The following is a 19,802-nucleotide window of genomic DNA, read 5'->3' on the forward strand; positions in this document are numbered from 1 at the left end:
CATGCCGCGCAAGGAATGATCAGTTCTGCATGACGAAGTCGCGGGTGACGCCTTCGGATTCGCGGAACACCTTCAGAATCTCGTACCGCGTGTTGCGCTGGGCCGGAATTTTGCCCGTCTGGCGAATCAGATCGAGAATGAGGGCGATGTTCACCTTGTGCGTCGTGCCGGCCGCCGAGACGACGTTCTCCTCGATCATCGTGCTGCCGAAGTCGTTCGCGCCGAAGCGGAGCGTGAGCTTCCCGATCTCCGGTCCCATCGTCACCCAGGACGCCTGGAAGTTCTTGATGTTGTCGAGGGCGATGCGGCTGATCGCGAGCGTCTTCAGGTATTCTTCGGGCGACGCCTTCTCCCGCTTCAGCCTCGTGTTGTCCGGCTGGAACGTCCACGGGATGAAGGCGAGGAAGCCCTCCGATTTGTAGCCGTTCCGGATGCATTCGTCCTGCGCTTCGCGCACGCGCAGGAGGTGCAGCGCGCGCTCCTCCATCGACTCGCCGAACCCGATGACCATCGTGGCCGTCGTGTTCATGCCGAGCCGATGGGCCGTCTTCATCACTTCCATCCATTCGGTCCACGAACCCTTGAGCCGGCTGATCCGAAGCCTCGTCCGGTCGTCGAGGATCTCCGCCCCGCCGCCGGGAATCGAATCGAGGCCGGCGTCGCGCAGCTGCCGGATCACCTCTTCGAGCGGCAGGCCCGAGACCTGCTGCATCTTGCGGATCTCCGCCGGCGAGAACGAATGCATCGTGATGCCGGGAAACCGCTTCTTGATCTCGCGCAGCAGATCCAGATAGTACGAGAACGGCAGATCCGGATGGGTGCCGCCCTGCATCAAAATCTCGGTTCCGCCGACGTCCACCGTCTCCTGGATCTTCCGGAAGATCGTCTCGTTCGGCAGCACGTACCCTTCCGGCGACCCCGGCGGCCGGTAGAACGCGCAGAACCGGCAATAGGTGTCGCAGATGTTGGAATAGTTGATGTTCCGGCCGACGACGAACGTCACGATCGGTTCCGGATGGAACCGCTTCATGATCGCGTCCGCCGCGGCGCCCATTTTCTCGATCTCGTCGCTCTCGAACAGCGTCACGATCTCCTCGAGGCCGAGTCTTTCGCCCTTCAGCGCCTTGTCCAGTATGCGGTCCACCTGGCTCATTTCCCGGACCCTCCCATTCCGGCCGGCCGATCTGGCCGCATGCGTTGTCCTTCCCATCATAACACAAACGGGTCTGTCGCGTCGACCGACAGACCCGGTGGGATTTGGCGCAATAATGAACCAAAATGTCTGATCCGACGGGAACAATGGCCGGATTTGGCGCAACATTTCACCGGATTCTCCGGTTCGCCGCCGGAAAGGATCGACCCGATGCACATTCGCACCAGCATGTCCGTGATGTTCCGATTCTTCGCCGTCCTGGCGCAGCAAGGCGCCAAACGGACCGCCGCTCGCCTACTTTGCGTCCAGGCGTCGCCGCGCCGCCGCGGCGAACCGCCCGAGCGCCTCGAGCAGCACCGCGCGCGGACAACCGAAATTGATGCGCAGCCAGCCCGCGCCCTGCCGGCCGAACACCGAGCCTTCGCTGAATGCGACGCGCGCTTCCTCGTACATCAGCTTCTTCAGCTCGGCCGGATCTTCCGAAATCGCGCGGCAGTCGACCCACGCGAGATAGGTCGCCTCCGGCACCATGACCCGGAGCTCCGGCAGCCGCTCCTTCAGATACATCACGAGCGCATCCCGGTTCTCCCGCAGATAGACGAGCAGCTGCTCGAGCCACGGCTCGCCGTGCCGGTAGCTCGCCTCCATGCCGATCACGCCGAAGCAATTGTCCATGTGGATCGAGAGTCCGAACCGCGCGGTGCGCATGTACCGCCTGCGCAGCTCGGCGTTCGGCACGATCGCCGCCGCGGCCTGCAGCCCGGCCAGATTGAACGTCTTGCTCGGCGCGATGCAGGTGACGGAGCGCTCCGCGTACTCCGGTCCGAGGGCCGCGAACGGCACGTGCCTGTGCGGGGGAAAGACGAGATCGTGGTGGATCTCGTCGGACACGACGATGACGCCGTGCCTCAGGCAGATGTCGCCGACCCGCCTGAGCTCGTCCGCGGTCCACACCCGGCCGCCGGGGTTGTGCGGGCTGCACAGCAGCATCAGCTTCGCCGTCTTCGCCTGCTCCTCGAGCAAGTCGAAGTCCATCCGATAGACGCCGTCCTCGATGCGCAGCGGGTTCTCCACGACGGTCCGGCCGTTGGCGCGGATCACGTCGTAGAACGGATAGTAGACCGGCGGCTGCAGAATCACGCCGTCGCCCGGCTCCGTGAACGCGAGGATCGCCGCGGCGAGCGCCGGCACGACGCCGGGCGAGCTGACGAGCCAGTCGCGCTCGATCCTCAAGCCGTGCCGGCGCTCCAGCCAGCCCGTCACCGCCTCGAAGTAGCCGTCGGTCCGGATCGTGTAACCGTAGACGCCGTGCTTCGCCCGCGCGACGATCGCCTCGACGACCTCCCGCGGCGCCTCGAAATCCATGTCCGCGACGAACAGCGGCAACACGTCCTCGCGGCCGAACAGCGCGCCGAGCTGGTCCCATTTCAGCGACGACGTGCCGCGGCGTTCGATGATCCGGTCGAAATCATGGACGTGTCCGCCGCCGGGCCGCCCGCCTTCCGCCGAACCGCTCCGCGCTTCCGCTTTGCTTCGTTGTTCTTCCGTCATGTTCCGCAGTCCTTTCCGTCATGTCTTGGGTCCGTCATGCCTGTTCATTCGTCCTTCATGCCCGGCATTCCTTCCGCCGGCGTTGCGTCCGCGATGCCCGCCGTCCGTCCGTATGCATCAGTCGGGCTTTGGGCCTCGGACTGCGGCCGTTCCAACTCCCGCCCGGCTCCGATCGCTCAAGACCCGGTTCTCAGGCTCCGATCTCCCGCGCAGCCCGCTCCAGGGCCTGTCCGAGATCCTCGATCAGGTCTTCGCTGTGCTCGATGCCGACCGAGAGTCTCAGCAGCCGGTCGTCGACGCCGACCGCCCGGCGAATCTCCTCCGGAATGTCCGCATGCGTCTGGACGGCCGGATACGTCATGAGCGACTCGACGCCGCCGAGGCTCTCCGCGAATGCGATCAGCTTCACATGACGCAGCACCGGCTCGACGAGCCGCGCGTCCTTCACCCGGAACGAGAAAATGCCCGTGTTCCCCGACGACTGCTTCCGGTGAATATCGTGTCCCGGATGCTGCGGAAGCCCCGGATGGTACACTTCTTCGACGAGCGGATGGCCGAGCAGATATTCGGCGACGCGGAGCGCGTTCTCCTGGTGGCGCTCCATCCGGAGCGCGAGCGTCTTCATGCCGCGCATGAGCAGCCACGAATCCTGTGGCCCGAGCACGGCGCCGATCGAGTTGTGCAGGAACGCCATCCGCTCGGACAGCTCCTTCCCCTTCGTCACGATCAGGCCGGCGAGCACGTCGTTGTGTCCGCCGAGATATTTCGTCGCGCTGTGCACGACGATGTCGGCTCCGAGCTCGATCGGGCGCTGGAAGTAAGGCGTCATCAGCGTGTTGTCGACGATCACGAGCAGCCCGCGGGATTTCGCCCATTCGCTGACCTTCGCCAGGTCGGTGATCATCATGAGCGGATTCGTCGGCGTTTCGATCAGCACCGCCTTCGTGCTGCCCGGGCGCCATTCCGCTTCGAGCGCCGCGATGTCGTTCGTGTCGACGTACGACGCCGTCAGGCCGAAGCGGGACATCACCTGTTCGATGAGCCGGTACGTACCGCCGTACAGATCAAGCGATACCAGCAAGTGGTCTCCCTGCCGGAACAGCGCGAACACCGTCTGAAGCGCCGCCATGCCCGAGCTGCAGGCGAAACCGGCATCTCCGGATTCCAGCTCGGCCGCCGCCTCCTCCAGCACCATGCGGGTCGGGCTCTTCGTCCGCGCATAATCGAATCCCGTGCTTTGACCGAGACCGGGATGGCGGAACGCCGTCGCCTGGTAAATCGGATAGCTGACCGCCCCGGTGACGGAATCCCGGACCGAGCCGATTTGGGCCAAACGACTTTCAATTCTCATCATTCAGGGCTCCTTAATCAAGTATTTGGCTGGAAAAAATCGCCGTGCGGCCGCAGGGCCGGCCCGGACCGCAGCGGCGGTATTCCCGATCACATGCCTGCTCCCAGCTCGTACGGCGTCTGCTGATACACGTAGTAGTTGAGCCAGTTCGAGAACAGCAGATTCGCGTGCGCACGCCACGAGGACAGCGGCGTCCGCGTCGGATCGTCGTTCGGGAAATAGTTTTTCGGCAGGTTGATCCTGAGTCCCTTCGCCTTGTCGCGCTCGTACTCGAATTTCAGGGTCAGCGGATCGTACTCCGAATGCCCGGTGACGAAAATCTGCCGCCCGTCCTTCGAGGCGACGATGTAGATGCCGGATTCGTCGGACACCGACAGAATCTCGAGGTCGCCGACCTTCTCGATGTCCTCCCGCCGCACTTCCGTATGGCGCGACTGCGGCACGTAGAACAGCTCGTCGAACCCGCGCAGCAGCGGCACGTTCTTCTTCGTCACGTAGTGCGGGAAGACGCCGAACATTTTCTCGGGCAGCGGATGTTTCGGAATGCCGTAGTGGTGATACAGCCCCGCCTGGGCCCCCCAGCAGATGTGGAACGTCGAGGTGACGTGCCGGCGGGACCAGGTCATGATCTCCTTCAATTCTTCCCAGTAGTCGACTTCCTCGAACGGCAGATGCTCAACCGGAGCGCCGGTGATGATCAGGCCGTCGAAAAACTGGGACGAAATGTCGTCGAACGTCTTGTAGAACGTCGCGAGATGCTCCGCGGGCGTGTTCTTGGACACGTGCGACTTCGGATGCAGCAGCACCACCTCGACCTGCAACGGCGTGTTGCCGATCAGGCGAAGCAGCTGCGTCTCCGTCGTCTCCTTCGTCGGCATCAGGTTCAGGATGGCGATCCGGAGCGGACGGATGTCCTGATGGAATGCTCTCGTTTCATCCATGAAGAAAATATTCTCTTCTTCCAGAATTTCTTTTGCCGGCAGATTGTCGGGCACCTTGATCGGCATTGCAGGTCACTCCTTCGTCTTTCGACCACTGCTTACGGGAGCGTCTCGGCGGCAAACGTAAGGCCCTTTCCCGATCGAGAAAGGGCCGAATGTTTGACAGTCACCCGCCTTCCTCATCTCTCGGAAAACATTACATTTTCCGCAAGAATTAGCACCGTGCGGACAGCCGCCGGTTGCCGGGCTTCATCGGGCTCGTCCCTCCGCCTGCTCTTGATAAGAAAGTGGTCTGCGGTTGTATTCGGTTGTGTTTACCTAATACTTTAGCGTATTCCGGGGGCGGCGTCAAGAAAAGCTTTCGGCGGGAGCGCGAACCGACGGCGCGCGACCGGACGGCGCAAAACGGGCATTGCGTGAAGCCGGGCGGCGGGGGAACCGTGGAGCGCGAACCGGGGCAGGCGCGAGCCCGGCAAAGGCGCAAACCCGGCGGTGCGTGAAGCAGGCGGGGCCGGGGCGCGGGCCCGCCCCCGGGCCGCGCCCGGCCGGCGGAATGCCGCTTGTAAGCGCGGGTGGCGGGGAGTATACTAGACAGGGACTGACATTCCGGACGGACCGTCCGGAACGACATCACGCGCGAAGGAGGCGGAATCGGCAGGATGGGCAGTGAGGGACCGGACATACGACTTGATCCATATCCTTCTTGTGCCGCCGGATCCGAATCCGCGGCGCGGGACGGTCGTCCGGGCGCGTCGGCACCGGCCGCGGTCTGACGGACGTTCCGCGCGCTTCCGGCGGCGGGCGGTGCGCCCCGGGGCCGCCGCCATACTCCGCAATTCCCGCGGAAAGGAGCGAGCGGAATGAAAACGCGACTGGTGCGCAAAGGCGTCTTCACGCCGGTCGAAGACGTCGCCGCGGCGGTGAACCCGCCGGACGAAGGCTTCTACTGGATCGATGCCGACGTCGACGAGCTGGCGATCCTGCAGCCGCTGTTCGGCCTGCACGACCTCGAGGTCGAGGACTGCCTCAGCGAGGAGGAGCAGCGGCCGAAGCTGGAAGTGCACGAGGGGCATTATTTCATCGTCTTCAACAGCATCCGCTTCGACGACGAGGAGATCTTCCTGCGGGCGCTGAACATTTTCCTCGGGCGGCACTACATCATCACCGTCACGCGGCAGAAGATCAACGAGCTGCGCGCGGTCAAGCCGATCCTGCTCGAGGAAGAGGTCGACCGGCCGGACGTGTTCCTCTACCACCTGATCGACCGGGTCGTGGACAACTATTTCCTCGTCGGCGACCGGATCGAGACGCGGATCGACCAGCTCGAAGAAGACATCCTGATGCACACGAAGAAGAGCCATCTCCAGGAGATCATCAGCCTGCGAAGCGAGATCCTGTGGCTGCGCAAGGCGCTCATCCCGCAGCGGGACGTGCTGGGCGCGCTCCACAAGCGGGATCTGAAGCTGATCGACAACCAGCTGCAACACTACTTCGGCGACATTTACGAGAACGCGGTGAAGATCACCGAAGCGTTCGACACGTACCGCGATCTGATCGGCAACCTGCGCGAAGCGTATCAATCGAGCCTCGCCGGCAGGGCGAACGAGATCATGCGCGTCTTCACGGCGCTTACGACGATCTTCATGCCGCTCACGTTCATCACGGGCATCTACGGGATGAACGTCGAACTGCCGGGCGCGCATTACCGGTACGCGGCGTACGCGCTGCTGTGCCTGATGCTCGTCGTCGGCATCGGCATGTTCTATCTGTTCCGGAAGAAGAACTGGCTGTAAGCGGCCGTAGGGCTTGCGGGACCCGGAAACCGGCGTCCGCGCAAGCCCTTTTCGTTTCATCCCGCAGCGAGGAACATTACACCGCCGAACCTGCCGTCGCACCCGTCCCGCCGCCGTTCTCCCCGGCCAGCGCCTCCTTGTACCCCTTCGCGAGATCGACCGTCATGAGGAGCAGGATGCCGATGACGAAGAACGCGAGCACGGCCAGGATGCCGAGCCGGATCGAACCCGTCAGCGCGCCGACCAGCCCGAACAGGAACGGGCCGGCGCTGGCCGAGAACTTGCTCGAGAGGCTCAGGAATCCGAAGAATTCGGCCCGCCGGGACGGCGGCGTCATGTTCGCGTAGATCGAGCGCGCGAGCGCCTGGCTGCCGCCCTGCACGAGCCCGACCATCGCGGCGAGCGCGTAGAAATGGACCTCCGTCGTCATGAAATACCCCAGGACCACGATCAGCACGTAAATGTACAGCGACAGGTACAGCGCCCGCTTCGAGCCGAGGCGAACCGCGAGCCGGCCGAACAGGATCGTGGCCGGCCAGCCGATGAACTGCGTGATCAGCAGCGCGATGATGAGATGGGTCGTGCCGATGCCGATCGTCGCCCCGTAGATCGTCGCCATGACGATGATCGTGTTGATCCCGTCGTTGAAGAACCAGTAGGAGAGCATGTATTTCGCGAGCTCCGGGTATTGCCGGATCCGGCGCAGCGTCGACCAATTGCGCGCGAAGCCCGTGCGGATGACCGACGGCAGCGTCGCCGTGCGGTTCGCCGGCCGGTCCTTCACCGCGCGCAGCAGCGGAATCGCGAACGCGATCCACCAAACGCCGACGGTGACGAACACCGCCCGGGTGGCCGTCGCCTTGTCCGGAAAGCCGAACACGGACCAGCCTTCGATCATCGCGATGTTGACCGCGAGCAGAATTCCCCCGCCCAGATAGCCGGCCGCGAATCCCCGCGCGCTGACGACGTCCCGGTCGCGCTCCGGCACGAGATCCGGCAGCAGCGCGTCATAGAACGTGTTCCCGCCCGAAAATCCGATCGTGCCGAGGATGACGAGCAGCGACGCGAGCAGCCAGTCTCCCTCGCCGATGAAGAAGGACGCGAGGCACGACAAGGCGCCGAGGAACGTGAACAGGGACAGGAAGCGGACCTTCGATCCGCGGTAATCCGCGATCGCGCCGAAGACGGGCGACAGCACCGCGACGCACAGCATCGCGATCGTCTGCGTGTACCCCCAGTAGGAAGCCGCGACCCCTTCGGCGAGGCCCGCTCCGGCAACGCTTTCATAAAAGACCGGCATGACGGCCGCCATCATGGTGGTGGCAAAGGCGGAGTTGGCCCAGTCGTACGTCACCCAGGCCCGGATTTGAAGCTGGTTCATGGGATCCCCTTTCCCGCGGCCGAATCCTGAGCCGGGCCGCGATTTGTCTACATTTCGACGCGCATGCCGCCAATCCTGCCGGACGCCCAGGCGGAAAGATGCGGCGCCCGGGAGCGAAAAACCCCGGTTCCGATTCTCCGGCAAAAATTGCCCGCGGTCCGGCGATCCCCTATAATAAAAAAATGCGGGCGTCATCGCCTGATCCGTCATGAAAAGGCCAAGCAGCAAAGGGGGGAGAACCGCTTGAACATCAGCCAGCTCGAGACGTTGGTCACGATCTCCAAAACGATGAGCTTCCGCAAGGCGGGCGAGCTGCTCAACCTGACGCAGCCGGCCGTATCGGCCCAGATCAGGAGCCTCGAGGACGAATTCAAGACGGTCCTGATCGACCGCAGCCAGCCCGTCACCCTGACCGACCAGGGAAAGGTGTTCCTCGAGCATGCCGAACGGATCCTCGCCATTGTCGAGGAACTGAAGCAGCGGCTGGCCGACCTTAACGAGACGCCGCAGGGCAACATCGTGCTTGGCACCACCTCGTCCATCGCGATACAGATTCTCCCCCGCGTCCTGTCCTATTTCCAGAACCAGTACCCGCTCATCAAGACCACGATCTACTCGATGCCTTCGGCGCAGGTCATGGCGAACGTCGAGAACGGCACGATCGACATCGGCATCACGTACCTGGCCGAGGAAAATCCGAACCTCGTCACCTCGGTCCTCTACTACGACACGTTCGAGCTCGTCGTCTCGCCGAGCCATCCGCTGGCGGACCTGAAATACACGACGGTGGACAAACTGAAGGACGTTCCGTTCGTGATGCTCACGCCGGACACCCTGATCCGCCGGTTCGTCGACCGGATGTTCCGCAAGTACAACATCGAGCCGCGCATCGTCATGGAGCTGTCCTCGAGCGAAGAAGTGAAGCGGATGGCCGAGATCAACATGGGCGCGGCCATCGTATCCAGGCTCTCGGTCCAGGAGGAGCTGAAGCGCGGCACGCTTCGGCTCATCAAGGTAAGCGAGCTCGAGAAGACCCATCCCGTCGGCGTCGTGTACAAGGCGGGACGGTACCTGAGCTCGGCCATGCGGCAATTCCTGAGCGACCTGAAGGGAATGCCGGAGGATCAATTCATCGGCAGCGAATGACTGCGGCTTGAATCCCGATCACGAAGGAGGAGACCGGGCATTGCGTTTCGACCTGCACACGCACCACAGCCGCTGCGGCCATGCGGAGGGCGAAATCGAGGATTACATCCGCGCGGCCATCGACGCCGGCATGGACGTCATCGGCATATCCGACCATTCGCCGTATTTTGCCCACGCGGAGGACCATCCGAACCCGCGCGTCGCGATGGCGCGCAGCGAGTTCGCCGCCTACGTCGAGGAAGTGCTGCGCCTGAAGGAGAAGTATCGGGGCAGGATCGAAGTGCTGCTCGGCGTCGAATCCGATTTCTTCCCCGAGTTCGCGGACATCTATCGCAAAGCCTACGAGCCCTATCCGTTCGACTACATCATCGGTTCCGTCCATTTCACGCGCGGCGTCAGCATCTTCAACAAGAACCGGTGGAAAGGGCTCCCGATGGAGCGGAAAATCGAGGAGAAGGTCCATTATTACGAAATGATCGCCCTGTCCGCGGAGTCCGGCATGTTCCAGATCCTCGGCCACATTGACGCCATGAAGGGGAACTATCCCGAATTCTCCGAGATTCCGGCCCATGATGCGATCGATGAAGCGCTGAAGACGATCGCGCGGTGCGGCGTCGCGATCGAGGTGAACACGTCGGGCGGCACAAAGCTGTGCGGCGGCTGGTATCCGTCGGACGACATCCTCGAGCGAGCCTTGTACTTCGGCGTCGACGTGACGTTCGGCTCCGATTCGCACACCCCGCGCCGGATCGCCGAAGACTGGGATCGCGTCCGGAAGCGGCTGAAGGAGATCGGCTTCAAGGAATGGGTGTTCTTCCGCCGGAAGGAACGCGTCGCCGTGCCGCTTTGATCCCCCGGGGCCGCCGGCGGAAAAAAAAAGGAGACCTGCCGCGATCGGCCGGTCCCAAAGAAAGATATATATTGAAAAGGGGGTCTTGCCATTATCATAACCCCCGAATGTAAAAGGTCCGTAACAGGATCTTTTCATTTTTGTAACAAACGTGTAAGATCATGCGCCGCCGGATTCCCTCCGACCGAAGTCCGGTTCCGGAACCTTCCCGCGGTCCGGTCCGAATCCGTACCCGGGGCCGTTAACCGCCGTTCCGCCATCCCCTAGAATGGGAAAAAAACGGACGCGGTGATGAAACCATGCCCCATGTATACATCCTGCTCACGGATACCGGAACGCTGTTTTCCCGCACCATCCGCTGCTGGACCCGGAGACCCCTCAATCACGCATCGATTGCGCTCGATCCCGATCTTGGGGAAGTATACAGCTTCGGACGGCTGCGTCCGCATCATCCGTTCAGGGCCGGATTCGTCCGCGAACGGGTCTGGGGCAGCCTGATCCGCGACCCGGAGCGCCATACGCCCTGCGCGATCTACCGCTGCCGGCTCGGCCGCACCGCCTGCTCCCGGCTGCTCGCCGAACTTGAACGATTCCGCCTTGAGGCGCCCCGCTACCGCTACAACCTGGCCGGCCTGCTGGCGCTCGCCGCCGGCATCGAGTGGCGCCGGCCGTACCGCTACTTCTGTTCGCAGTTCGTCGCGCACCTGTTCGTCGCGGCGGGCGCGCCGCTCGTCCGCAAGCCGCCGGCGCTGACGACGCCGTGCGACCTTGAAGCGTCGCCGCGGCTCGAGCTCGTCTACCGGGGCGACCTGCGCGCCTACTGCCTCGAAAGGGGCATGCCGCCCGGCGACACGGCCGTCACGACCGCGCCGTCCCCGATCGCCCGCATGCTGCGCTCCGCGCCGTAACCGCGGCACATGCGCCGGATTCCCTTACGTTTTGCAGGCAGAAGTGATACAATAGAACTTGCAAAGCGGGGTGAATCCGGTGGATTACTCTCGGATGTGTCCGAAATACGAGTCGGCCGCCGAGATTCTCGGCAAGAAATGGACCGGCCTCATCATCTACGTGCTGCTCGGCGGTCCGAAGCGGTTCAAGGAAATCAAGGAACTGATACCGGACATGAGCGACAAGATGCTGACGGACCGCATGAAGGAGCTCGAGGCGCTGAACATCGTCAAGCGCAGCGTCTATCCCGAAATGCCCGTGCGGATCGAATACGAGCTGACGCCCAAGGGCAAAGCTCTTGAGCCGGTCATCCAGTCGATCCAGCGGTGGAGCCACGAATGGATGTAACGAGGCGGGTAAAATGCGGAACGCCCGGATATTTCCGGGCGTTCTTTTTCGTTTCGTCGCGCGTGTCAAGTGTCGAGCCATTTCCGGAACATGTATTTCGTCACTTCGCGGTTGATCGCCGCGATCGAGGTCGTCAGCGGAATGCCCTTCGGGCAGACGCGGACGCAGTTCTGCGAGTTGCCGCAGCCCTCGATGCCGCCGTCCTGCATGAGCGCCTCGAGCCGTTCCTCCTTGTTCATCTCGCCCGTCGGATGGGCGTTGAACAGGCGCACCTGCGAGATCGCCGCGGGGCCGATGAACGTCGAGCGTTCGTTGACGTTCGGGCACGCTTCGAGGCAGACGCCGCACGTCATGCAGCGCGACAGCTCGTAGGCCCATTGCCGCTTCGACTCCGGCATGCGCGGACCGGGACCGAGGTCGTAGGTGCCGTCGATCGGAATCCACGCCTTCACGCGCTTCAGGGCATCGAACATCCGCGAGCGGTCGACGACGAGGTCGCGCACGACCGGGAAGGTGCGCATCGGCTCGAGCCGGATCGGCTGCTCGAGCTTGTCGATGAGCGCGGTGCACGCCTGGCGCGGCTTGCCGTTGATCACCATCGAGCAGGCGCCGCACACTTCCTCGAGGCAGTTCGATTCCCAGACGACCGGCGTCGTCTTCTTGCCTTCGGCATTGACCGGGTTGCGCTGGATCTCCATCAGCGCGCTGATCACGTTCATGTTCGGCCGGTACGGGATGTCGAACGTCTCCGTATACGGCTTCGAATCCGGCCGGTCCTGCCGGGTGATGATGAATCGGACCGTCTTCTGTGCCGCCGTCGCAGTCGCCATCGTTCGTCACGCTCCCTTCTTCTTGTCGGTGGTGTAGTCGCGTTTCCGAGGCGGAATGAGGGAAGCGTCGACGGGCTCGTAGTCGATCTTCGGACCGTCCGGCGTCCAGTGGGCCATCGTCGTCTTCATGAACTTCTCGTCATTCCGTTCGGGGAATTCCGGCTTGTAGTGCGCACCGCGGCTTTCGTCGCGGAGCAGTGCGCCGACCGTCATCGCCTCGGCCAGCTCGAGCATGTTCCACAGCTGGCGGGTGAAGGCGACGCCCGCGTTGTTCCAGCGCGAGGTGTCGTTGATGTTGATGCGCTTGTAGCGCTCCTTCAGCTCCTTGATCTTGTTGATCGTCTCGCGCAGCTTGTCGTTGTAGCGGACGACCGTCATGTTGTTCGTCATCCACTCGCCGAGTTCCTTGTGGAGCGCATAGGCGTTCTCGTCGCCGTCCATCTTCAGGATCGACTCGTACTTCTCCTGCTGCTTTTTCAGCTCGCGGTCGAAGAGGGACGACGGGAGATCCTCCGCCGCCTTGCTCAGGCCGCGGATGTACTCGACCGCCTTCGGCCCGGCCACCATGCCGCCGTAGATCGCCGACAGCAGCGAGTTCGCGCCGAGCCGGTTCGCGCCGTGATACTGGAAGTCGCACTCGCCGCACGCGAACAGGCCGGGAATGTTCGTCATGTGGTTGTAGTCGACCCACAGCCCGCCCATCGAGTAGTGGACGGCCGGGAAAATCTTCATCGGGATTTTGCGCGGGTCTTCCCCCATGAACTTCTCGTAAATCTCGAGGATGCCGCCGAGCTTGACGTCCAGCTTCTTCGGGTCGATGTGCGACACGTCGAGATAGACCATGTTCTCGCCGTTGATGCCGAGCTTCAGGTCGACGCAGACGTGGAAGATCTCGCGCGTCGCGATGTCCCGCGGCACGAGGTTGCCGTAGGCCGGATACTTCTCCTCGAGGAAATACCACGGCTTGCCGTCCTTGTACGTCCAGATCCGGCCGCCTTCGCCGCGCGCCGATTCGGACATGAGCCGCAGCTTGTCGTCGCCCGGAATCGCGGTCGGGTGAATCTGGATGAACTCGCCGTTCGCGTAGATCGCGCCCTGCTGGTAGACGGCGCTCGCGGCCGAACCGGTGTTGATGACCGAGTTCGTCGACTTGCCGAAGATCATCCCCGGACCGCCCGTCGCGAGGATGACGGCGTCCGAGCGGAAGACGCGGATCTCCATCGAGCGCAGGTCCTGCGCCACGATGCCGCGGCAGCGCCGCTCGTCATCCAGCACCGCGCCGAGGAATTCCCAGTTCTCGTATTTCGTGACGAGGCCGGCGACCTCCCAGCGGCGCACCTGTTCGTCCAGCGCGTACAGGAGCTGCTGGCCGGTCGTCGCGCCGGCATAGGCCGTCCGGTGGTGCTTCGTGCCGCCGAACCGGCGGAAGTCCAGCAGCCCTTCCGGCGTGCGGTTGAACATGACGCCCATCCGGTCCATCAGGTAGATGATGCCCGGCGCCGCCTCGCACATCGCCTTGACCGGAGGCTGGTGGGCGAGGAAGTCGCCGCCGTAGATCGTGTCATCGAAATGTTCCCACGGCGAATCGCCTTCGCCCTTCGTGTTGACCGCGCCGTTGATGCCGCCCTGCGCGCACACGGAGTGGGAACGTTTGACCGGCACCAGCGAGAAAAGCTCGACGTGCACGCCCGCCTCGGCCGCCTTGATGGTCGCCATCAGGCCGGCGAGCCCGCCGCCGACGACGATGATGTTGTTCTTGGCCATGACTCGATCGCTCCTTGTCTGTCGTTATCCGATGGCGGTCTGATGGAGGGCAGCCGCCGTCTCCGCGAACGCTTCCGAACGGAAGGCGATCAACGCGGCGAGGAACAAACCGGCCACGATGACGAACACGCCCATCCAGAAGTACGACGAAATGCGCTGCGCCCGCGGCCCCACCGTGATGCCCCAGCTGACGCAGAAGGCCCACAACCCGTTCGCGAAGTGGAACGCCGAGGCCAGCACCCCGATCGTGTAGAACGTGAACGCCAGGCCGTTCGTCGCAATGTCGTGCATGACCCGTCCGAAATCATGGTGCGTGATGTTGCCGAAGAACAGCTGGATCCGCGTCTCGTAGACGTGCCATGCGACGAAGATCAGCGTGATCACGCCGCTGATCCGCTGCAGGGCGAACGCCCAGTTGCGTCCGTAGCCGAACCGTCCGGTGTTGATGTTCGACTGGTACGCGACATACAGGCCGTACACGCCGTGGAAGACGAGGGGCGCCCAGATCAGGACGAATTCCAGCACGGGCAGGATCGGCAGGTTGTTGATGAAGTTGACCGCCCGCTGGAAGCGCTCGGGACCGCCCTCCGCCGCCTGGAAGTTCGTCAGCGCATGGGAGACGAAGAACAGGCAGAGCGGAATCACCCCCAGCAGCGAGTGCAGCCTGCGCGTGTAGAACGAATTGGTTCTCATGGCGTAAGCGTTCTCCTTTCCGGACATGCTTCCCAAGCCATACCCATTGTATCCCCGGGTCCGGGGAGCGTCAACGGACGGCGCGCGCCGCATCGCAGCCCGCCCGTGGTCACCGTTTTGCCACAATCTATCCTACCCGCATTTCGCTTATAATGGAATTGCCGATTATTTATAAGCTATAATAACTTGTATGCATAACGAGGGATGCGACTCCAGTCGCCCGCCGCTCCGTTCCACGGGTATCTTTTTTTATTAAAAAAGGAAGTGAAACATCGGGAGGTGCGGACCATGCTGGACGAGCTGCTGGTGTTCGCGGCCGTCGTCGAGCACTCCAGCCTGAACCGGGCGTCCTCCGCGCTCAATCTGTCGCAGCCGGCCCTGTCGCGCAAGATCGCGAAGCTCGAGGCGGAGCTCGGCGTGCAGTTGTTCCGCCGGACGGGCAAAAGGCTCGAGCTGACGCGCATCGGGCAGACGACCTACGAGTACGCGGTCGAGGTGCGGCAGCGGCATTTCCGCTACCTGCAGACGATCAGCGGGCAGCGCGAGGGCGGCAAGACGACCGTCATGATCGGCGCCAGCCTGACGACGCTGCAGACGACGCTGCCGGAGCTGATCCGGATGATGACCGCCGCCCATCCGGAGGCGGATATCAAGGCCGTGACGGGCAAGACGCACGAGATCGTCTCGCTCGTCCGCGAGCGCAAGGCGGACTTCGGTCTCGTCGCCTCGAGGATCGAGGAGGACGCCCAGATCCGCTGCGTGCCGCTGTTCGACGACCATCTGGAGCTCGTGCTGCCGCGCGGCCTGTACGTCTCCGACGCGGCGCCGGGCATGGGGCTTCGCATCGCCGACCTGGACGGCATGCCGATGATCCTGTTCGCGCAGGGCACATGGTACCGGACGATGATCGACCGTTTGTTCGACAAGTACGGCTTGAAGCCGGACGTGCGAATGGAGATCGACTCGTTCGAGGCGATCCTCCGGCTCATGCATCCGTGCCGGGCCGGCGCGCTGCTGCCCCGCTCGTATCTGCGCGAGCAGCTGCTCAAGGACAACGATTTGATCGCGGTATCGGTGCCCGAGCTGGAGGAGACGAAGCGGACGACCTCGCTCGTCCATCCCGAGCCCGGCGTCATGAGCCCGTCGATCCGGTTGTGGATCGACGAAATCGCGGCATATTTCAACCGCATGGTCAACCGATGATGATTCTGCCCTCGGGATAGCGGAACAATTCCTTTTCGTCCTTCGGCCGGAGCGCGTAGGCGAAGGTGAGCGGTCCGATCCGCCCGGCAAACATCGTCAGGCTGAGCAGGAGCTTCCCGAAATCGGTAAGCTGCGGCGTAATGCCCGTCGACAGCCCGCACGTGCCGAACGCGGACACCGTCTCGAACAGGATCGGCAGGAACGCCTGATCCTCGGCCGCAAGAAGCGCCATCGTGACGGTGATGACGAACGCGAGCGAGAGCATCGTGATCGTGAGCGCCTTGAAGATGCGCTCGCGCGGGAGCCGGAAGCGGAACAGGACGACCTCGTCCTTGCCGCGCATCATCGCGATGACGGCGCCGACCAGCGTCGCGAACGTCGTCACTTTGATGCCGCCGCCCGTCGAGCCCGGCGCGGCGCCGATGAACATGAGCAGGATGAGGAAGAACTGTGTCGCCTGCCGAAGCGAGCCGATGTCGAGCGTGCTCACCCCGCCCGAACGGGGCACGGCCGACTGGAACAGCGACGCCCAGATCTTGCCGCCCCAGCCGAGCGGGCCGAGCGCGTTCGCGTATTCGAAGGCGAAGATGACGACGGCTCCGATGCCGAACAACACCCCGCTCGTCGCGAGCACGACCTTCGAATGCAGCGACAGCCGCCGGCGTTTCCGGCATTCCAGGAGATCCGACAGGACGATGAAGCCGAGCCCGCCGAGCGTGATCAATAGAATGGCCGTGATGTTCACAACCGGGTCCGCGACGTAGGGCGCATAGCTCCGGAAGCCGCCGAACAGGTCGAAGCCCGCGCTGTTGAACAGGGACACGGCGTGGAAGAGGCCCATGTACGCCGCCCGGCCGGGCGGCATTTCGGCGGCGAACCGTGCCGTCAGCACGGCCGTTCCCGCCGCCTCGATCGTCAGCGAATACAGGATGACGCGCCGGATGAGCCGGACGATGCCCTCCATGGTCGACTGATTCATCGCTTCCTGCAGGACGAGCCGCTCGCGCAGCGTGATGCGCCGCTTGAAGACGAGCGCGAACAGCGTCGCCATCGTCATGAAGCCGAGCCCGCCGACCTGGATCAGCAGCAGGATGATGAGCTGGCCCGCCGCGTTGAAGCGGGTGCCCGTGTCGACGACGGCGAGCCCGGTCACGCAGACGGCGGACACGGCGGTGAACAGCGCGTCAACGAAGCGCAGCGGTTCGCCGTTCACGGTGACGGCGGGCAGCGACAGCAGGCCGGCGCCGAGCAGGATGATCGTGATGTATCCAATCGCGAGCACGCGGGGCGGAGACCAGGCGGCGGCAAGTTTCGCTCTCATGCGGGAACGTTCACTCCGTTCGACCGGCCCGAATGGCAAGGATTGGCCGGATGGTACGATTATAGCCCTTCGGTCCGGGTTTGACCAGTCGACGTTTCGACACCGATTTGGATGATTTTCGTATGATATGGTACGCTACGGATAGTTTGCGTATCTGCCCATCCGAAACGAACGAGGTGTTGGCATGCGACAGGCGTTTGCGCGGCCGGACCGGCGCCTGCTCCTCTGGTCCGGCGGCGTCGGTTTGCTGCTCTATCTGATTTTCCAGCTCCTCCCCGAAATAAGCGACGTCATCCGCGATCCCGAATCCTACCGGCATATCGCGGAGGCGGAGGCCGAAGCGGCCGCCGTCCGGTTCGCGGAGGCGCATTTCGGCGGAACGTACGAGCCCGAGGGAACCGTGCACCAGATCCGGGAGCGGCTGTACGGGTACCTGTCCCGGGAGAAGCTGATCAAAGACTACGACGATCGGTTCGGTCCGCAATATCCGGTGGAATACTGGCAGGTGGAATTGAAGGGCGACGACGGATCATCGCTGTTCGTGCGCGTGCACATGCGGACGGGCGACATCGTCGGCTGGAACGAAGTGTCGGACGGCGGACGCGGCATGGAGTTCGGCGCGGCCTCCCTGGCGGCGCGCGCCTTCGCGATCGAGCGCGGGTACGCGGAAAGCGATCTGCGGCTGCGCGGTCTGCCGGAGGACGGCGGGATCGTGTTCGATGTCGCGGACCATGAGATCGGCGAAGCAAGGCTTGCGCTCCATATCCGGGTTGCGCAGGCGGACGACGGCGCCATCCGCGTCGTCTCGTTCACGCCGGAATTCGAATTGCCGGAGGCGCACATCCGGTATGTGGACCGGCAGGACCGGATCGCGCTCATACTGACCTACGCCGGAGCCTTCGGGATCTCGTTCGTGCTGTTCGTGATCGCCATTGTGTACGCGGTGTTGCTGCGACGCCGGACGTCGTTCCGGCGCGGCCTGCTGCTGAGCGGCATTTACCTGGCCTTCTACATCGTTCAGGATATCAGCATGTTCGACGGGATCCGCGCCTCGATCGGCGAGGTCGAGAACGCCGGTCTGGCCACGGTGTTCATGACCGTGTTCCAGATCCTGTTCACGATCGGCATCGCCCTGTCGGTCTGGTTCGCCTTCGTCGCCGGCGACGGGCTGTGGCGGTCGATGGGTGCGAACAAATGGCGGCGGCGGGGAGAGCCGGGATTCGGCGACGACGTATGGCAGGGCATGAAGATCGGTTACGGTGCGGCGTTCGCGCTGCTCGGGCTGCAGGCGCTCATTTTCCTCGTCATGCGGCTGGGCTTCGGAATCTGGTCGTCCGCCGACGTCACCCAGTCTCTGCTCAATTTCCGCTGGGTCTGGGCGTTCCCGCTGCTCGCCTGGTGCGCGGCCATCTCCGAAGAAGCGATGTACCGGCTGTTCGGCGTCGGCCTGTTCCGGCGGTGGTTCCGGAACACGGCGGCGGCCGCGGTCATACCGACCGTCGTCTGGGCGCTCGGCCATGTCGCCTATCCGATCTATCCGTGGAGCACGCGGCTGATCGAGCTGACGATCATCGGCCTGCTGTTCTGCTGGCTGTTCGTCCGGTACGGCTTCGCGGCCGCGCTGTTCACACACGCGGTGTTCGACCTCGTCCTGATGGCGACATCGCTCATGCTCCTCGGCGGAGCCGGCAACATCCTGCTCGGGATCTTCTACATCGTGCACCCGGTCGGCGTGGCCTGGCTGATCCGCTGGTGGGACCGTCGCCGGCCGCCGAAGCCGCGCCTCGTACCGGCCTTCGCTCCCGCGGGTGCCGGAACGCCGGGCTTCGCCGCTCCGGGCGGTGAGACTGCGGGCGGTTCCGCAGCGGGCATCGAAGCGGCGGACGGCGAATCGGCAGACCGCACGGCGGCAGACGATGCGACCGCGGGCGGTTCCGCAGCGGGAGGCGATGCGGCAGGCGGCGCGAGCGCTGGCAGTTCGGAAGCGGGCGGCGCTGACGCGACGTCTCCCGCCCCGATGGCGCCCGCCGCTCCGATGGACGGAGCTTCGGCGTCCGGCGGATCGAAGGACGGCGGCGATTCGCCGGGCGACGCAGGTTCCGCAGACCGATAAGCGAAGCAATGGCCGCCATTTTGTCGAAAACCTCGATATCATTGAAAATAAACCTGAATTTCGAAAGTAAAACTCTTTTAAAAACATAAAAAGGGCTCCTGTTCTTTGGTAGAATGGTGTTTGACGAAAAAAACTCCAGCCAAAGAAAGGAGCACCTTTAAGGTGAAGTCTACCACACCCGTCAGCAAAATCAAGACAGAATTTTCCCTGCGACATGCGACCAGTTTCGGAGGCGCCAAAATCTTTCTGGAATACCTCGAGAAAATCAAGCTCGCCAAGGCGCTGCAGGGGCTATCGTTTGCGAAGGCAAACAACTCGTTGTTTCCCCTCCACCGCATCCTGCTGTATCTCATTGTCGGCTGGGTGCTCGGCTGCCAGCGGCTCTTTCATTTTCGCAAGTTGCAATATGATCCGCT

Annotated in this window: 16 protein-coding genes, 1 pseudogene and 1 riboswitch; of the genes and pseudogenes, 8 read left to right on the plus strand and 9 right to left on the minus strand. The window is 63.5% G+C overall.

Going from position 1 to position 19,802, the window contains the following annotated elements:
* Nucleotides 1–19: 19 nt before the first annotated feature.
* The 4 genes from mqnC to metA form a co-directional block, all read right to left on the minus strand.
* Nucleotides 20–1,153 carry a cyclic dehypoxanthinyl futalosine synthase gene (gene mqnC, locus A9Z00_RS06880; protein WP_296975419.1) on the minus strand — a complete coding sequence of 378 codons (1,134 nt, stop codon included), beginning with the start codon at nucleotides 1,151–1,153 and terminating at the stop codon, nucleotides 20–22.
* 294 nt (nucleotides 1,154–1,447) lie between these two features.
* Nucleotides 1,448–2,704 carry a MalY/PatB family protein gene (locus A9Z00_RS06885; protein ID WP_296975420.1) on the minus strand — a complete coding sequence of 419 codons (1,257 nt, stop codon included), beginning with the start codon at nucleotides 2,702–2,704 and terminating at the stop codon, nucleotides 1,448–1,450.
* A gap of 190 nt (nucleotides 2,705–2,894) precedes the next feature.
* The gene (locus A9Z00_RS06890) at nucleotides 2,895–4,055 is read right to left on the minus strand and encodes a PLP-dependent transferase (RefSeq protein ID WP_296975421.1); all 1,161 of its coding nucleotides are present in this window, start codon (nucleotides 4,053–4,055) and stop codon (nucleotides 2,895–2,897) included.
* A gap of 89 nt (nucleotides 4,056–4,144) precedes the next feature.
* The gene (metA, locus tag A9Z00_RS06895) at nucleotides 4,145–5,062 is read right to left on the minus strand and encodes a homoserine O-acetyltransferase MetA (RefSeq protein ID WP_296975422.1); all 918 of its coding nucleotides are present in this window, start codon (nucleotides 5,060–5,062) and stop codon (nucleotides 4,145–4,147) included.
* Nucleotides 5,063–5,172: 110 nt separating this feature from the next.
* Nucleotides 5,173–5,282, minus strand: a riboswitch (SAM riboswitch).
* Between the two features lie 574 nt (nucleotides 5,283–5,856).
* On the opposite strand from metA, the gene corA reads away from it, so the two are divergent.
* A complete protein-coding gene (gene corA, locus A9Z00_RS06900) occupies nucleotides 5,857–6,789 on the plus strand; it encodes a magnesium/cobalt transporter CorA (RefSeq protein WP_296975423.1) in 933 nt (310 codons plus the stop codon).
* A 76-nt stretch (nucleotides 6,790–6,865) separates the two neighbouring features.
* Here corA and A9Z00_RS06905 read toward each other — a convergent pair whose 3' ends face one another.
* Nucleotides 6,866–8,170 carry an MFS transporter gene (locus A9Z00_RS06905; protein WP_296975424.1) on the minus strand — a complete coding sequence of 435 codons (1,305 nt, stop codon included), beginning with the start codon at nucleotides 8,168–8,170 and terminating at the stop codon, nucleotides 6,866–6,868.
* Nucleotides 8,171–8,413: 243 nt separating this feature from the next.
* Between A9Z00_RS06905 and A9Z00_RS06910 the strand changes: the two genes are divergently transcribed.
* The 4 genes from A9Z00_RS06910 to A9Z00_RS06925 all read left to right on the plus strand — a co-directional run bounded on the left by A9Z00_RS06910 (nucleotide 8,414) and on the right by A9Z00_RS06925 (nucleotide 11,462).
* On the plus strand, nucleotides 8,414–9,316 hold the full coding sequence (locus A9Z00_RS06910) for a LysR family transcriptional regulator (protein WP_296975425.1): 903 nt from the start codon (nucleotides 8,414–8,416) through the stop codon (nucleotides 9,314–9,316).
* Between the two features lie 40 nt (nucleotides 9,317–9,356).
* Complete coding sequence (locus A9Z00_RS06915; protein ID WP_296975426.1) at nucleotides 9,357–10,166, plus strand: histidinol-phosphatase; 810 nt, start codon at nucleotides 9,357–9,359, stop codon at nucleotides 10,164–10,166.
* A 299-nt stretch (nucleotides 10,167–10,465) separates the two neighbouring features.
* Nucleotides 10,466–11,074 (plus strand): hypothetical protein, encoded by a 609-nt coding sequence (locus A9Z00_RS06920; RefSeq protein WP_296975427.1) that lies wholly within the window; start codon nucleotides 10,466–10,468, stop codon nucleotides 11,072–11,074.
* Nucleotides 11,075–11,153: 79 nt separating this feature from the next.
* Nucleotides 11,154–11,462, plus strand: coding sequence for a winged helix-turn-helix transcriptional regulator (locus tag A9Z00_RS06925; protein ID WP_296975428.1), 309 nt, complete (start codon nucleotides 11,154–11,156; stop codon nucleotides 11,460–11,462).
* Nucleotides 11,463–11,527: 65 nt separating this feature from the next.
* Here the strand turns inward: A9Z00_RS06925 and sdhB are convergent, their stop codons facing one another.
* Genes sdhB through A9Z00_RS06940 form a run of 3 tightly spaced genes read right to left on the minus strand, consistent with a single transcriptional unit; the run spans nucleotide 11,528 to nucleotide 14,749 of the window.
* Nucleotides 11,528–12,292: a succinate dehydrogenase iron-sulfur subunit gene (gene sdhB, locus A9Z00_RS06930; RefSeq protein WP_296975429.1), complete on the minus strand. Its 765-nt coding sequence runs from the start codon at nucleotides 12,290–12,292 to the stop codon at nucleotides 11,528–11,530.
* Nucleotides 12,293–12,298: 6 nt separating this feature from the next.
* On the minus strand, nucleotides 12,299–14,056 hold the full coding sequence (sdhA, locus tag A9Z00_RS06935) for a succinate dehydrogenase flavoprotein subunit (protein WP_296975430.1): 1,758 nt from the start codon (nucleotides 14,054–14,056) through the stop codon (nucleotides 12,299–12,301).
* Between the two features lie 24 nt (nucleotides 14,057–14,080).
* Nucleotides 14,081–14,749, minus strand: a complete 669-nt coding sequence (locus A9Z00_RS06940; protein WP_296975431.1) for a succinate dehydrogenase cytochrome b558 subunit — start codon at nucleotides 14,747–14,749, stop codon at nucleotides 14,081–14,083.
* Between the two features lie 288 nt (nucleotides 14,750–15,037).
* Here A9Z00_RS06940 and A9Z00_RS06945 point away from each other — a divergent pair, with 288 nt between their 5' ends.
* A complete protein-coding gene (locus tag A9Z00_RS06945; protein ID WP_296975432.1) occupies nucleotides 15,038–15,952 on the plus strand; it encodes a LysR family transcriptional regulator in 915 nt (304 codons plus the stop codon).
* On the opposite strand, the gene A9Z00_RS06950 is transcribed toward A9Z00_RS06945, so the two are convergent.
* Complete coding sequence (locus A9Z00_RS06950; RefSeq protein ID WP_296975433.1) at nucleotides 15,942–17,273, minus strand: TrkH family potassium uptake protein; 1,332 nt, start codon at nucleotides 17,271–17,273, stop codon at nucleotides 15,942–15,944. The genes A9Z00_RS06945 and A9Z00_RS06950 overlap by 11 nt on opposite strands.
* A gap of 184 nt (nucleotides 17,274–17,457) precedes the next feature.
* Between A9Z00_RS06950 and A9Z00_RS06955 the strand changes: the two genes are divergently transcribed.
* Complete coding sequence (locus tag A9Z00_RS06955) at nucleotides 17,458–19,386, plus strand: CPBP family intramembrane glutamic endopeptidase (protein WP_296975434.1); 1,929 nt, start codon at nucleotides 17,458–17,460, stop codon at nucleotides 19,384–19,386.
* A 162-nt stretch (nucleotides 19,387–19,548) separates the two neighbouring features.
* Nucleotides 19,549–19,802, plus strand: a pseudogene (locus A9Z00_RS06960) (IS1380 family transposase); the annotation flags it as partial.

Origin of the sequence: Thermobacillus sp. ZCTH02-B1 (assembly GCF_002159085.1) — a bacterium.
In the GTDB taxonomy this organism is placed as follows: Bacteria; Bacillota; Bacilli; order Paenibacillales; family Paenibacillaceae; genus Thermobacillus.